This window comes from Paenibacillus aceti (genome assembly GCF_003614185.1).
GTDB classification, from domain to species: Bacteria; Bacillota; Bacilli; order Paenibacillales; family Paenibacillaceae; genus Fontibacillus; species Fontibacillus aceti.
Genome location: NZ_KZ987724.1, coordinates 4,791,095 through 4,804,797 on the forward strand (window position 1 = coordinate 4,791,095; position 13,703 = coordinate 4,804,797).

At 46.4% G+C, this 13,703-nt stretch carries 10 protein-coding genes; 8 read left to right on the forward strand and 2 right to left on the reverse strand.

The annotated features are described in order from the left end of the window. Positions 1-27: 27 nt before the first annotated feature. Complete coding sequence (locus BFJ94_RS21490) at positions 28-1,947, forward strand: LTA synthase family protein (RefSeq protein WP_120464467.1); 1,920 nt, start codon at positions 28-30, stop codon at positions 1,945-1,947. 66 nt (positions 1,948-2,013) lie between these two features. On the opposite strand, the gene BFJ94_RS21495 is transcribed toward BFJ94_RS21490, so the two are convergent. Next, positions 2,014-2,790 carry a DUF1266 domain-containing protein gene (locus BFJ94_RS21495; RefSeq protein WP_162944367.1) on the reverse strand — a complete coding sequence of 259 codons (777 nt, stop codon included), beginning with the start codon at positions 2,788-2,790 and terminating at the stop codon, positions 2,014-2,016. Positions 2,791-3,096: 306 nt separating this feature from the next. On the opposite strand from BFJ94_RS21495, the gene BFJ94_RS21500 reads away from it, so the two are divergent. From BFJ94_RS21500 to BFJ94_RS21530, 7 genes are all read left to right on the forward strand, one after another. Continuing rightward, the gene (locus BFJ94_RS21500) at positions 3,097-6,504 is read left to right on the forward strand and encodes a copper amine oxidase N-terminal domain-containing protein (protein WP_120464469.1); all 3,408 of its coding nucleotides are present in this window, start codon (positions 3,097-3,099) and stop codon (positions 6,502-6,504) included. A 214-nt stretch (positions 6,505-6,718) separates the two neighbouring features. After that, positions 6,719-7,720 carry a glycosyltransferase gene (locus BFJ94_RS21505; protein WP_120464470.1) on the forward strand — a complete coding sequence of 334 codons (1,002 nt, stop codon included), beginning with the start codon at positions 6,719-6,721 and terminating at the stop codon, positions 7,718-7,720. Positions 7,721-7,936: 216 nt separating this feature from the next. After that, positions 7,937-8,842: a polysaccharide deacetylase family protein gene (locus BFJ94_RS21510; protein WP_120464471.1), complete on the forward strand. Its 906-nt coding sequence runs from the start codon at positions 7,937-7,939 to the stop codon at positions 8,840-8,842. A 185-nt stretch (positions 8,843-9,027) separates the two neighbouring features. Beyond that, entirely contained in the window at positions 9,028-9,360 is a 333-nt protein-coding gene (locus BFJ94_RS21515; RefSeq protein ID WP_120464472.1) for a PadR family transcriptional regulator, read from the forward strand. Beyond that, positions 9,357-9,974: a DUF2812 domain-containing protein gene (locus BFJ94_RS21520; protein ID WP_120464473.1), complete on the forward strand. Its 618-nt coding sequence runs from the start codon at positions 9,357-9,359 to the stop codon at positions 9,972-9,974. The genes BFJ94_RS21515 and BFJ94_RS21520 overlap by 4 nt, the downstream gene beginning before the upstream one ends. Positions 9,975-10,157: 183 nt before the next feature. Then, positions 10,158-10,688, forward strand: a complete 531-nt coding sequence (locus BFJ94_RS21525) for a sigma-70 family RNA polymerase sigma factor (protein ID WP_188831423.1) — start codon at positions 10,158-10,160, stop codon at positions 10,686-10,688. Next, positions 10,685-11,536, forward strand: a complete 852-nt coding sequence (locus BFJ94_RS21530; RefSeq protein WP_120464474.1) for a DUF4179 domain-containing protein — start codon at positions 10,685-10,687, stop codon at positions 11,534-11,536. The genes BFJ94_RS21525 and BFJ94_RS21530 overlap by 4 nt, the downstream gene beginning before the upstream one ends. Before the next feature lie 97 nt (positions 11,537-11,633). On the opposite strand, the gene BFJ94_RS21535 is transcribed toward BFJ94_RS21530, so the two are convergent. Continuing rightward, positions 11,634-13,370, reverse strand: coding sequence for a putative bifunctional diguanylate cyclase/phosphodiesterase (locus BFJ94_RS21535; RefSeq protein ID WP_120464475.1), 1,737 nt, complete (start codon positions 13,368-13,370; stop codon positions 11,634-11,636). Between the last annotated feature and the right edge of the window lie 333 nt (positions 13,371-13,703).

A 13,703-nucleotide genomic window follows, 5' to 3' on the forward strand; every position in this document is an offset into this window, starting at 1 on the left:
ACCAATACTAGAAAGAGATGAAATAAGATGGGAAATGACCGAACTGTAAACCGATGGAAATTTGTCGTTACGTTCTTGTTGATATTATTAAAAGTCGGTCTCATGCGTTTTTTCTTCTATGAAGGAATCCGTTGGGGCGGCTTGCCTGCTGAGGCGTTGTCTATGCTGGCGCTGCTATGCTTGGTAGATTTGCTGTTCCCTATTAAGAGGAAGGGGATCGTCTATACTAGCTTCAATATCATAATCTCATTGATCCTATTTGCGGCTACTTTGTACTTTGCCCACTTTGGGACGATTCCGACCTATGCGGTGCTGAGCGAGCTGAATCAGGTTCCGCAGATCCGGGGCAGTGTGAATGCGCTGCTGCGGCCGGAGCAATTTTTGTATTTTGTCGATATAGTTGTGCTATGGTTGGTGCTTCTAGTCCGTAAGATCGTCTCAAGCCGCCGCAGTCGCAGACTTAGCTTCTCAATGGACCGCCGTGATTCAGGTGGCAGAAGCCGTGGCTGGATGATCGGAGTATCCGTTGTTCTAGTACTGTGCGTTGGTGCATCAGCTCTGTATGTCCGTTCTGGTAAAGGGATTGATAATGAACTGGTGCGTGGTGAGAAAATAGGCTTATTGAATTATCAGGTAGATGCTGCTCTTCGTAATCAGGAGGAAGAACGCATGATCCGCGAAGGGAATCTGCAGGAGAAAGTGGATGAGATTCATGCGCTGCAGAACACATATCCTTACCGCGACCGCGATACGACCGCATCGGGGACACCGGATTATTTCGGCGCAGCCAAGGGCAAGAATCTGATTGTGATCCAGATGGAATCCTTTCAGAATTTCCCGATCGGCCTTAAGATCGGCGATCAAGAGGTGACCCCGGTACTGAATAGCCTGATTCAAGATGGAATCTACTTCCCGTATGTCTATCAGCAAATTGGCCAGGGGAACACCTCGGACGCAGAGTTTATGTCGAATACATCGATCTATCCTACGGCAGCCGTAGCGATGTCCACCGGATACGGGAACCGCGAATTGCCAAGCTTGCCACGGCTGTTGCAGCAGCACGGCTATGTAGCGAATACGTTCCATATCAATGATGTAACTTTCTGGGACCGGAACAAGCTGTATCCGGCGCTTCATTTCGATAAGTATTATGACAAGCCGGCATATAATAATGACCATTTTAATGATTTTGGTGCTTCCGATGAGGAGATGTACCGGGTTGGCGTGGATAAGCTGCAGGCGATTCATAACGAAGGTAAGCCGTTCTACGCTCAGTTCGTGACCACGTCCAGCCATTCTCCGTTCATCGTCCCTAAGGATAAGCTGCATATTCAGCTTCCAGAAGATATCGACGGAACGAATCTCGGGAATTATATTGCAGCGATCAATTATACGGATTATGCGATCGGGGCCTTGATAGACCAGTTAAAAGAAACCGGGATGTGGGACGATACAATGCTCGTCATCTATGGAGATCATTTCGGAGTACAGCCGAATGATACGAGCGCCAGCGAGATCGAGCAGAAGCTCGGTATCGCTTATGACAACCGGGTGAGCCGTTTTAACATCCCGCTCATTATGCATATCCCAGGTCAGCAGTTGGGGATTCGTTCCGAGCGTGCTGGCGGTCAGGTGGATATTATGCCGACGGCCGTCAATTTGCTCGGGATCTCTTTGCAGGATGAGGGCTTTACCGCGCTTGGACAAGACTTGTTGAATATCGACCGCAATGTGATCGGTATGCGATATTATTTGCCGACGGGCTCATTCTTCAACGATGAGATTATGTTCGTGCCTGGTCAGAGCTTCGAGGAGGGTTCCGCTGTGTCGATCAAGACCCTTGAGCCCGTGGTTGATTTCTCAAAATACCGCAACGATTATGACTATATAATGAAGCTGATGGGCTTGTCCGATCAGTATGTGAAGCTGCTGCCCAAGCGAGGGTAGCACAGACTAAATAAAGCCCTGCAGGAGACCCATTCGTCTCCAGCGGGGCTTTATTTAATGAAGCGCCTATTCTTTAGCAGCAGGCATACTAGGCGTAGTATTCCAATCTACGCTGTAGGGGCTGTCCGAGCTCTTCACAAGATCATCATAGATCTTCTGTCTTCTGACCAGTGTCGAGTCCGGATCGCTTGGGCTGTCCTCGGACCAATATTGATAGCCGAGCAGATAATTATCGATCAGGTCTTCCCATGAGGTGAAGTGCTCTTGCATCTTCTTCATAGCGTCTATGCTTAACTCGACAGCACGTTCGTATGATAAATGTCCGGCAATGTAGGACCAGCTTGCTACTTGAGTCGCCCGGCATAAATCCCAGGCGATGATGCCGTTATCCGGGGATGCATTATGTACATTCTCAAATAATTCAATGCTTTCTTTGAACTGGGTCTGTTCAGGTGTCGTATCGGAGGATGCATCCAATTCAGCAACGATGTTATTGAACTCATCCTTATTGGCAAGATACTCATCCATATACGTCATAAATTCGGCATTATGCCCTTCGGTCAGCAGCCATTGGACCATCGACTCAGCACTCTCGGTATCGGTGATATCCCATGAGCTTGCAAGAGCCTCCTTCAACATTTCGGCATTTTCCGGGGTAGGCTTCATTCCGCCGAACAGCTTCAAATCCTGTCCGTTATCCACAGTAATCAAGGCAGAAGTAGCGTTGATGAATTGAATCGTGTCGTCGGTCTGGCCCTCCTCCTTCGATGATAGTGAACAACCTGATAGACTCATAGCGATAATACATAGAACGATAAAAATAATGCGTTTCTTCCCCAACATGTTGTCTCCTTCCTGTTTGGTCTTCATCCTGATGTGATTTTAAATGCGAGGTTTATCTTACCATACTTTGGTATGAAAATCTGTGTGAAATGTTTCACTACTCGTTTTCCCAAATAAGGAAATTAAGTTGCGAAAAAGATACGCATGTTCCTGAAAACCGCCTGAACAGTTTCAATATTGTTGCACTAAGGTTAAATTTTCTTTACTAGGAAAATCAAAGAAACTTTTATGCTGGTTAGCGCGTTAAAATAGTCGAGGATAATTATCATGCTGGGTTTTAGAAAGGCATGAGGGAGGGTGGAATTTTTGAAGAAAATATGGACTGTACTTCTTGCAGCGATACTTGTTGTACCCTTATTGCTGCAGCCATCGACTGCGCAAGCGGCCAAGACGATCAGAATCTTCGTGGACGGAGTTCAGTTGAAGACGGATCAGCCACCAGTGATGGTTAAGGGACGTGTCATGCTGCCGCTTAGAGCGATCTTTGAAGCTCTGGACGCAAGAGTTTATTGGAATCAAAAAGCGAAAACTGTTACTGGGATTAAGGGAGATACAACGGTAGTTCTCAAAATTAGTTCGAAGGTAGCTACAATTAACGATCAGACGGTTACACTCGATGTTCCGGCGCAGACGTTAAGAGGTAGAACGATGGTGCCTGTCCGCTTCGTCAGTGAGGCTCTCGGTCAGGATGTGGGCTGGAATTCGAGAGATCAGATCGTAACTATTAAATCTGACACTCCAATCAACACCGGTATTTCTCCAGTGAGCTATGTATCAGCTCGAGACATCGGTAATCAAGGGGATGGGCGTGACCTGGAGGTTAGCTTCTCCAAATCGTCTACAGAGTCACTCGTCGATCATTACCGGGTTATGGTTGTGAAGGCTTCAAAAAGCTTCAATCTGGCTTCGGCTCTGAATGTCTCCGCTTCGAATTATACGACTGTGTCGACTGCAAATTCGGATCGCGCGGTAACCTTATCGCAGAGTTCGCGAGATGTGGACGGGGACTACATTAGAAATGATCAGCCTTATGTAACTTATGTACTTGCTGTTGGGAAAGGTTCATATTCCAGTGCATTGTCGAGCCCTTCTCCGAAGATTACTCTAACAGATGTGTCCTCGGTTGCAGCGGTAACGAATGTGAAGGTTAGCGATATTAGCGACTTCGGCGATGGACGCGACATCTCAGTCAGCTTCACTCGTCCGCAGAATGACAACAATATTTCGAATTACCGTGTGTTTATCGTCAAGACCAAGGATGCTAACAATTTCAGTCTTACTACGGCGAATAATTTATCCAGCAGCTACTATACGACAGTATATAAATCGGGGAGCAACATCAGCACGATGACAGGAACTCTGTCTTCCTCGGCACGTGATACCTCCGGCGATTATATTAAGAACGGCGTACCTTATACAGCGTTCGTTCTGTCTGTAAGCAACACCAATTCAGCCGTTAATAAGCTATCGTCAGCTTCATCGTCGGTAACACTTAATCCAAACACAGTGTCTACTCCGGTTATTACTCAAGTCGATGATATTAGTGACTACGGTGATGGACGCGACCTGCGGATTGGCTTCAACAAAATGTCTGATGAATCTAACATCAGCTCCTACCGGATCTTTGTGGTTAGAGCCAGCAACTATTCAAACTTCACATTAACGAAGGCGAACGGTCTGTCCAGCTCTTATTACACGCAGGTGAACAAGACGGGCTACAACATTACTCAGGTTCTCTCATCCGGAGCCCGGGATACTGATGGTAATACCATTCAAAATGGGGTCAGCTATCGTATATTCGTTATGGCCGTAGCTAAGAACTCAGGGAATAACGTGTTATCGTCTGCTTCCAATGCGATTACACTATACAGCAACAATGTAGGTACAGTATCGAATTTGTATGCCAGCGATGTGAATGATTATGGGGACGGTCGTGATCTCTATGTTTCTTTCAATAAGGTGGCAGATGAATCTAATATTAGCCATTATCGGATCATGGTCGTACCTACTTCTTATTACAGTAGCTTCAGCTTGTCAGATGCTAATAATGTATCCAGCTCTTATTACACACAGGTGAACAAGACGGGGAATTACACTTATGGGCAGGCGCTCACATCATCTACACGGGATGTGCGCGGCAATTACATCAAGGAAGGTGTTAGCTACCGCGTCTATGTTCTCTCAGTAGGCTATGGCAACTATTCCGGCAGCAACGCGCTGTCCTCGCCATCGTCTACGATTACACTCGGGAAGAACTACAATGTGCAAGCCGTATCGAACCTGACTGTCGCTGATGTGAACGATTATGGAGATGGCCGAGATTTGCAAGTATCGTTCACGAAGCCTTCCGATGAATCGAATGTCAATCATTATCGGATTCTGGTTGTGCCTACTTCTTATTACAGCAGCTTCAGTCTGTCGCAAGCCAATAGCAGCTCTTATTACACAACAGAGAGCAGAGGCGGGAACAGGTCGGTAACCCGGACCCAGGATGGGGCAAGGGACGTGCGCGGCAATTACATTACGGAAGGCACCAGCTACCGTGTCTATGTACTGACTGTAGCAAACGGAAATTCCTCGAACGCTAACGCGTTGTCTTCTTCATCCGTAATTACGCTTGGTAAGAATAAAGCCGTTCAAGCGGCGAGCAATGTTAGAGCAAGCGATGTAGGTGATTATGGAGATGGCCGAGATTTACAGGTTTCGTTCACAAAGGCTTACGATGAATCGAATATAGGTAATTATCGTATTCTCGTTGTCCCTGCCTCAAAGGCCAATGGCTTTGGTGTAAATGAAGCCATTAAAGCTTCTTATTATACTGACGTAAATAAAGGTCAATATAGTTTGAACTTGAGAAATGGTGATAGAGATACGGATGGTAACGTAATTGCAAACGATAAGGAGTATCGGGTGTACGTATTGTCAATAGGTACGGGAAGCTCCAAAGGAATGTATAACTTGTCCTCTCCTTCCGATGTTATTAAATTGACTAATCTTGCAAAAGTTGATGAAGTAGGGCAAGTAGTGTTAAATGCTAAAGGAAGCAAGTATAGTGATATCGAGGTCAGTTTTAAGAAAGTCAAGGATGAGCAGAATGTACAAGAGTATAGAGTGTTTATGATTCCAGAGGGGTGGGCCGGTACTTTCAATCAACAGAGTGCCGAAAGCATTAAAGATGACAGCTGGTACTCCATAATTAGACCCAATAATAATGATGTTGTGCAAACCTTGATGACTTCAAAAGATGCCTCTGGGAATCCTATTGTAGTTGGAACCTCGTATGTTGCTAAAGTAATGACCGTAGCTAAGACAGGAGCCAATGCATTGTCAAAACAATCTAACGCAGTAACACTCTCGCCAAATCCAGATGATATCACGGTTGAGGCGGCCACAATAACAACTGCGGATGCTGATGCTAACGGCATTACGGTTAAGTTTAACAAACCAGCTATAGACACAAATATTTCCGAGTATGAAGTATTTGTCGTTAATGATGGCTTAGAACTGACTTTGAACAACTTAAACACTGCTGTATACTCTCAAAAAGTGTCTAAAGATTCAGTAGAAGCTAAGCTTGTGGTGAGTACAGATAAAAAATATAAAATTTACGTGTTATCCAAAGCTAATGGGATCAATGCTAAAAAATCCTCATTATCGCAACCATTTATCACAAACGTGGTAACACCAGCCCCACCTCAAGACCCTCAATCTTAAGAGATGGGCTAAAATATTTTTTTCACAGCAGGGACTCCTCAACGGTGCATTATGGACCATAAGAGGGAGTCCCTTCTTGTTGTGCGCAGCAGAGCACATCCCTGCGACTGCATCCCGGAATAAACAGCATAGACTGGCACAGGGTAATCAAGTAGTTGTACAATAAAGGGACAAGCTATAGTACCAAAATTTAGGATAAGGTGGACATGGATTCATGAAGAAAGTCGGTTTAGTGATGCGTAAAATTCAATTTGCGGAGGCGCAGGGTCCCAGGGTATTTGCCGAACGGCTGCGGAGTATCGCTAAAGAGCTGGGAGTCGAGATCGTCTTTATTTCTCCTGAGCGGCATGTCAGCGGCCATGATTGGATTCCGGGCTACGAGCATGAGAAGGGGGATCTGGTCAATTACGATATTGTGCTTGATCAGATTTACGCAGAGCGTATCGAGCATGTGATCTATACGGTATCCGGGTTCACCTTCCTGAAGATGTTCCTGAAGAATAGCGTGCTGTTTCCGCATAGCTTTCCTGACCCAGCCCTAACAGGGTATGAGATGATGAAGCCCTTCTATAGCATCGTAGACAAGGCGGTCGTTCAGACAGACTTTCTGAAGCGCCAGCTGGATACGGTATTTGGCGTTAGTGACGTGGATGTGATCCCCATCGGCTTCGGTGAGGAATTAGCCCATCGGTATTACGACCCGAATGCTGTCGTGGCTAATCGCGTATTATGGATCGGCCGTGATGAAGAGAATCGTCGCCCGGATCTCGTGCTGGAATATGCCAGACAGAACCCGGACAAAGAGGTTTATATGGTGTTCGGCGGAATACGCTACAGGGAAAGTATGAAAAAATACGATATTCCTCACAATGTGAAGCTGAAATTTGCTCTGACTCAGGCGGAAGTATTTGAGCTGATGAACTCAGCCAAGGTGTACTGGAGCTGTTCTAAATTCGATACTTTTGCGATGCCGTTAACCGAGGCGCTGGCGATGGGGAAGATTGTGGTCAAACCTGAGCACCCTTGCTATGATCACATTAGCTCGCGGCATGCATTTGCTGGTAACGAGCAGAACTGGTTTGAGCTGGTTAATATGGCGGCGGCTCTGCCACAACAGACTTCCGTACATAATCGCGAGTACGCTTTTGGTAAATTTTCATCTACAGTGATGAAGCAAGGATACGAGAAGTTTTTTGATCAGTGGTTGAGCAATTAAATGCAAATCATTTGAAGAACAAGCGAAATCATCCGAATTGAGGAAATTGGGAAAAGGTTATTTCATATGTATAGAGTAGCCCTGTTTATAGGGTATGGTCAGAGATACGTAGTAGGCACTCTCGGGTGAATCACCCGTAAGAGTGATTCTTATTTTGTAAGCGCTATAATTTATAATTTTGGGATGATGAGGTTATGGGCGGGAGGAGAATGCAGGATGAGTTTGAATCACAGCTTGGGGTACGAAGATGACGCGAAATTGTTAATTGTAAATGCGGATGATTACGGTATGTGTCACTCGGAGAATCTGGCGGTTCAGCGGCTGTTCCAGGAAGGGATCATCTCTTCATCGACGATTATGATGCCATGTGGGTGGGCAAAGGAAGCTGCGGTCTGGAGCGCGAATCATAGTAAGTATGATGTCGGGGTGCACTTGACCTTCACCAGCGAATGGAGCGGTTATAAATGGGGACCTGTGACAAGGAATGGCGATGTAAGATCTCTGGTAACGAAGGAAGGGTACTTCCCGACTGATTGTAAAACATTTGAAGAGCAGGCTGAGCCTGAGCAGGTGCGCCTGGAGATCGTCAACCAGATTGAAGCTGCGCTGGCGATGGGAGTCAATCCGACGCATCTCGATAATCATATGGGCAGCCTATATGGCCTAGCGACCGGCAAGCAGTTCCTGGATGTTGTCTTTGAGATTTGTGCTTGGTACGGGCTGCCCTTCCGCATGCCAAGATCGCTGCCCAATATGGAGAAAGTGCCCCCCGAGGCAATAGAAGTGGCGAATCAGGTTACGGCTCTGGCTGATCGTATGGGCGTCGTTATTCTAGATCATTTGATTGGTCTACCCTTCGGGAAACTGCCGGGGGAGACGTATGATAGCTATAAACAGAGCATGATTGAAGTGCTGCAGAATTTGCAGCCTGGGGTGTCGGAAATTATCATTCACCCGGCGATTGCGAGCGAGGAGCTTAAAGCGGTCCATCACGAATGGGAGAAACGGCAATGGGATTATGAGTTGTTCCGAGACCAAGAAGTGCAGCAGGTGATTGAAGAGCAGGGAATCATTCGGACCTCATGGAATGCATTGCAGAAGGTGCAGAGGCAAGGGAAATAAATCGGGAAGCCGTAGGGCTGTCCTGTGAGTCGTCAAGACTACACGGGATAGCTCTTTTTTTCGTGAACGCAGTAAATTTTTAGAGAATCTAATTTTCCTATTGCATTATACAGTGGAACTGTATATAGTATAACTATACAGTACGACGATATATAGTTCGACTGAATAAAGGAGGTCAACATAATATGAAACGGGATAAAAATTTACCGCTGACAGAGACGGTTTATTATATACTGCTGGCTTTGCTTGAGCCGGCCCATGGATATTTAATTATTCAGAAGGTAGAGGAGCTGAGCGCTGGTCAGGTACATATGGCAGCCGGGACGTTATATGGGGCGGTAGATAATCTGCTGAAGCAGAAGCTGATCCAGCCCGTACGCAGCGAGGATAGCCGCCGCAAGGTTTATGTTATCACCGAATTGGGTCGCGAAATTCTGCTTCAGGATTATGCCCGCATGCGCCATATGATTGAGATGACAGGGATGCTTATGGATCAGGGAAGAGGGGGAGCAATATGAAGAAATATAAATTTTTTACCGATTTTGACCGTGAAGAGAAGTGGCTGAACGAGATGGCTCGTTCAGGACATCAGCTCGTGAATAAAGCCTATAGCTATGAATTCGCTGAAGGATCACCCGAGGAGGCAAATTACCGGATTGATTATCGAACCTTCAAGAATAGACAAGATTTCGAGGATTATCGGATGTTATTCGAGGATAGCGGCTGGAAGCATATCGCTGGGACGAAGAGCTCGGGAGCTCAATATTTCAAGCAAGTGATGGATCAAGGAGATGAAGATATATTCTCGGACGTAGACTCCAAAGCGGCGCGCTATAAGCGGCTCTCGGAAATGTGGCTGTCGCTGGCTGGCTGCTTCATCCCTTTGTTCGCGGTATTGATATCCACGGGTGCGATTAACATCACTGCTTTTGTTAAGCCCAAGCTTCTCTATTTTACGCCGGGACTTTGGGAGATGAGCGGGACGCATTTCTGGAGAGCATTTCTATTCGAGACACCATTCGCCTTTTTCCGCGGCTTCGGTTGGGTGATTTTACCGATATTCATTCTGGTGTATGTAATTTTCGCTTATAAAGCAAAGAAGCAATATGAGAAGACGCAGCAAGGACACTAGAGCTACCATATAAGAGCAAGAGCCTCCCGGAGACCGTAATATCGGTCCTATGGGGGCTTTTTCGTCCTTTTCTGCCTGGTACAGAAAAAATGAAAGAAGTATTGAAACTTTTTCTGCCCCTTCTCAGTCTAACGAGCACAACAGCAAGCCAAGCTTGTAACAAGCAAAGGATTTGCGATCCAAATGGGGGTGAACCAACTGAATAAAGAAACAGCACAAATGACGGAGCAACAGTTCAGCGAACGGATCGGAGCGTGCAAGGAGAAGCTGTACCGCTTTGCCTACTGTTATGTGAAGAATGAGCAGGAGGCGCTGGAGATCGTATCGGAGGCGACCTATAAGGCCTATCTCGCATACAGAAGATTAGATAATCCGCAGTATTTCGAGACCTGGATCAGCCGAATTGTCATTAACTGCGCCATGGACCATATGAGAAGACACAAGAAATACACCTACATGGAAGACAGCGTGGTGGAATTCTCCGCCAAGGAGGATCCGGTTCCACTGGAGGACAGATGGGATCTTTATGAGGCGCTGGATCGTCTCAAGCCAGAGGATAAGGCCTTTATTATTTTGAAATATTTTGAAGATCAGCGGTTCAAGGATATGGCCGAGGTTCTGTCGATGCCGGAGAGCACTGTGAAGACGAGACTCTACCGGATACTGGATAAGCTGAAGAGACAACTAATCAAGGAAGAGGTAGATACGCTATGACTGGAAAAGAACGCTATGAAAATATAGAAATTCCCTCCCAGCTATCTGACGTTATAGAAAAGGCAACACAGCGCGGGCGGGCTCACCAACGGAACCGAAGAATGATTCGTGGAACTTCTACTCTTGTCGCAGCTTGTGCTGCGTTAATGATCGCCGTTAATGTACCAGGTGTGGCCATGGCGTTATCCGATGTACCCGTTGTAGGATCGATCGTCAAGGTTCTACAGGTTGGAGGCGGGGGAGAACGTACGGATGGGGCCAAGGTAAGTACGTCGGTTCAAGAGAATGCGCTGGATATTCACTTTACCGTTGATGGAGAACAGATCGCAAGCGTACCAGCATATACGGTGGACTACAAGGAAGCACCAAACCGGTTGATCTTTAGCTTCAATGGTGTCCGCGATCTGGATTTGCAGAAATTACAGCAGGATATTCGTTCTCTCTCGAATGTGAAGGACGTGTACAGCAATGTTATTCTGGATGACTCTGCAATCCGCTTCGTCGTTGAGCTTAAGGATAATATTGATTACTCGGTGTCCGAATACAAGGAGCCTGGTTACATTCAATTGAAGCTTTACGGTGCTGCCAAGCAGTCAGAGCCTCACGAAGTCTTCTATGTCCACAGCCAGGAGATGGAGCAGGGTGAATCGCTTGGTATGTTGGATGAGCAATATGCTCAGGATGGCAGTTCGGTCATCAAGACGAAGAGCGGTAAGTTCGTGCTGGCGATCGGCGGCTTTGCATCTCGGGCCGAGGCCGAGGAGATGCTCCATCAATTGTCTGAACGCGAGGATTATTATGAGACACTGCAAGTAGATAGCTGGATGAGCAATGAGAATCCGCAATAATAATGCTAGTGAATAACTGTCTGATAAATAAAGAGAGAGCTGAAGGGGATACCTTCAGCTCTCTTTTTCAAGAAGCCATGCTTCGTGCAGCGCGACGCTACTTCAGCGACAACGTTTCTTCGTATAGCAATGCTTCTATCTTCTCTTTACTTAATGGCGGACTATAATAGTATCCCTGTATTTGATCGCAGCCATGGGCCTGGAGGAACTTGAGCTGTTCTTCCGTCTCGACCCCTTCGGCGAGCACCGTTAAGCCCAGCGATTTGCCAAGCTGAATAATGGATAGGAGCAGAGCCGTATCCCTTGGATCTTCTGGTGTTTGTGTGATGAAGGTCCGATCGATCTTGAGCACCTGAAGAGGCAGTTCTTTTAAGTAATAGATCGAAGAATAACCTGTACCGAAGTCGTCGATGGATAGTGAAATTCCCCGCTCCTTCAGGTAGTCCAGCTTATTCTTAATAATTACCGGATCATTCAGAATCGACTCAGTAACTTCCAGTTCGAGGTACTGCGGGGCTAATCCGGTCTGCTCCAGCGCCGCCTCTACGATATGTACGAATCTAGGATGCCGGAATTGAATCGCCGAGACATTAACAGAGATCGGCAGCTTCGGATAGCCAGCTTCCTGCCAAGCCTTATTCGTCCGACAGGCTTCACGCAATACCCATTCTCCAAGCTGTACAATAAATCCAGTATCTTCAGCCACAGGAATGAAGGTAGAGGGCAATATTCGCCCGTGATCGGGGTCGTTCCAACGAATAAGAGCCTCATAGCCGGTCAAGACCAGGCTGGATGAATCGACTTTGGGCTGATAATATAACTCAAATTCACCATTCTCCAAGGCATGCGGCAATTTCTTCTCGATTTGAACTCTTTCCAGCAGCTTATCCATTAAGTAATAATCAAAGTAGTGCGGCTCCTGTACAGAGGCTAGCTTCGCTTCCTTCATCGCTAATTCTGCATGCTTCAACAACTGGGTTACATCGGTTCCGTCATCCGGAAAAATGCTGATTCCCATGCCGAATCCGACATGAATTTTCTCCCCATTGACGAGATAGGAATGTCTAAGCGCCTCGCATAATTCGCAGGCCATTTTATGTATTTGTAACGGATCAGACAGGTTAGATAACAGAATGATGAACTCATCGGCGAAGCTGCGGCAAATCGGTGTTCCTTCCGGGAAGGTAGCACGCATGCGATCTCCGACTCCCTTCAACAGTTCATTGCCAGCACGCTCTCCATAGCTCTCATTAATATATCGAAAGCGATTCAGGTTTACTCTAAGCACGGCCGCTGTCTTCTGCTCGTCTTTAGTTTGCTCTAAGCTGGCTTTCATCACTGTACTAAATCGGCTCATGGTCAACAGATCTGTGACAGAGTCAAAATACGTGAGTTGACGGATCCTCTGTTTGGAGGCGTTACGATCTTCGATTTCTTCCGTTACATCGAACTGTAAGCCGATAAAATAGATCAATTCTCCGTCGGGATTCAGAATCGGGCTAATAATGAACTGATTCCAAAACGTGGATCCGTCTTTGCGGTAGTTCTTAATTGTTACCGTATCCGCTCGGCCTTCCTTGATCGCTTGCCTGATCACTCCTAGATGACGTTTGTCCGTCTCTTCTCCCTGTAGAAAGCGGGAATTGCGCATGAGTACTTCTTCGCGCTTATATCCAGTAATCTTCTCGAATCCCTGGTTGACATATACTAAGGGATTGTCCTTGAGCCTAGGGTCCGTAATAGCTATCCCAACACCCATCATATCGATGGATCGGAGCAGGGCCGAGGAATTGATAATTGACTCAATATGCGTATAATCTGACGCTTGGTCCATACTAATACCCCCTAACAGACCGTAATGAAATATGTAAGAAGAACCAATTTCATGAAGCGTGTTGCTCAATTAATCAGGATTGTGTTGAAATTGACTCTTTCGGACGATGTTCGGTTGGGAGCACCTCTCTTCCACATCATACATGCTGAACCGAAAGGAGATCAATGGTATAACTCACCGTTCCCCAGCAAAATTATGTATTGTCTAAGATGATATTACCATATTCGGAGCAATCCGTAGTTCGATTGTTCTGAACAGTTTGTAAATGTAGTAGATAAGTACTAGCTCTGGCGAATACAAAGAAGCGATTTCCGCGCATTCAGCGAGAAATCG

Bases quoted from the DNA above. Each gene is read 5' to 3' on its own strand.
- BFJ94_RS21490 (WP_120464467.1), top strand. From the start codon at position 28: ATGGGAAATGACCGAACTGTAAACCGATGGAAATTTGTCGTTACGTTC.
- BFJ94_RS21495 (WP_162944367.1), bottom strand. From the start codon at position 2,790: ATGTTGGGGAAGAAACGCATTATTTTTATCGTTCTATGTATTATCGCT.
- BFJ94_RS21505 (WP_120464470.1), top strand. From the start codon at position 6,719: ATGAAGAAAGTCGGTTTAGTGATGCGTAAAATTCAATTTGCGGAGGCG.
- BFJ94_RS21510 (WP_120464471.1), top strand. From the start codon at position 7,937: ATGAGTTTGAATCACAGCTTGGGGTACGAAGATGACGCGAAATTGTTA.
- BFJ94_RS21515 (WP_120464472.1), top strand. From the start codon at position 9,028: ATGAAACGGGATAAAAATTTACCGCTGACAGAGACGGTTTATTATATA.
- BFJ94_RS21520 (WP_120464473.1), top strand. From the start codon at position 9,357: ATGAAGAAATATAAATTTTTTACCGATTTTGACCGTGAAGAGAAGTGG.
- BFJ94_RS21525 (WP_188831423.1), top strand. From the start codon at position 10,158: ATGGGGGTGAACCAACTGAATAAAGAAACAGCACAAATGACGGAGCAA.
- BFJ94_RS21530 (WP_120464474.1), top strand. From the start codon at position 10,685: ATGACTGGAAAAGAACGCTATGAAAATATAGAAATTCCCTCCCAGCTA.
- BFJ94_RS21535 (WP_120464475.1), bottom strand. From the start codon at position 13,370: ATGGACCAAGCGTCAGATTATACGCATATTGAGTCAATTATCAATTCC.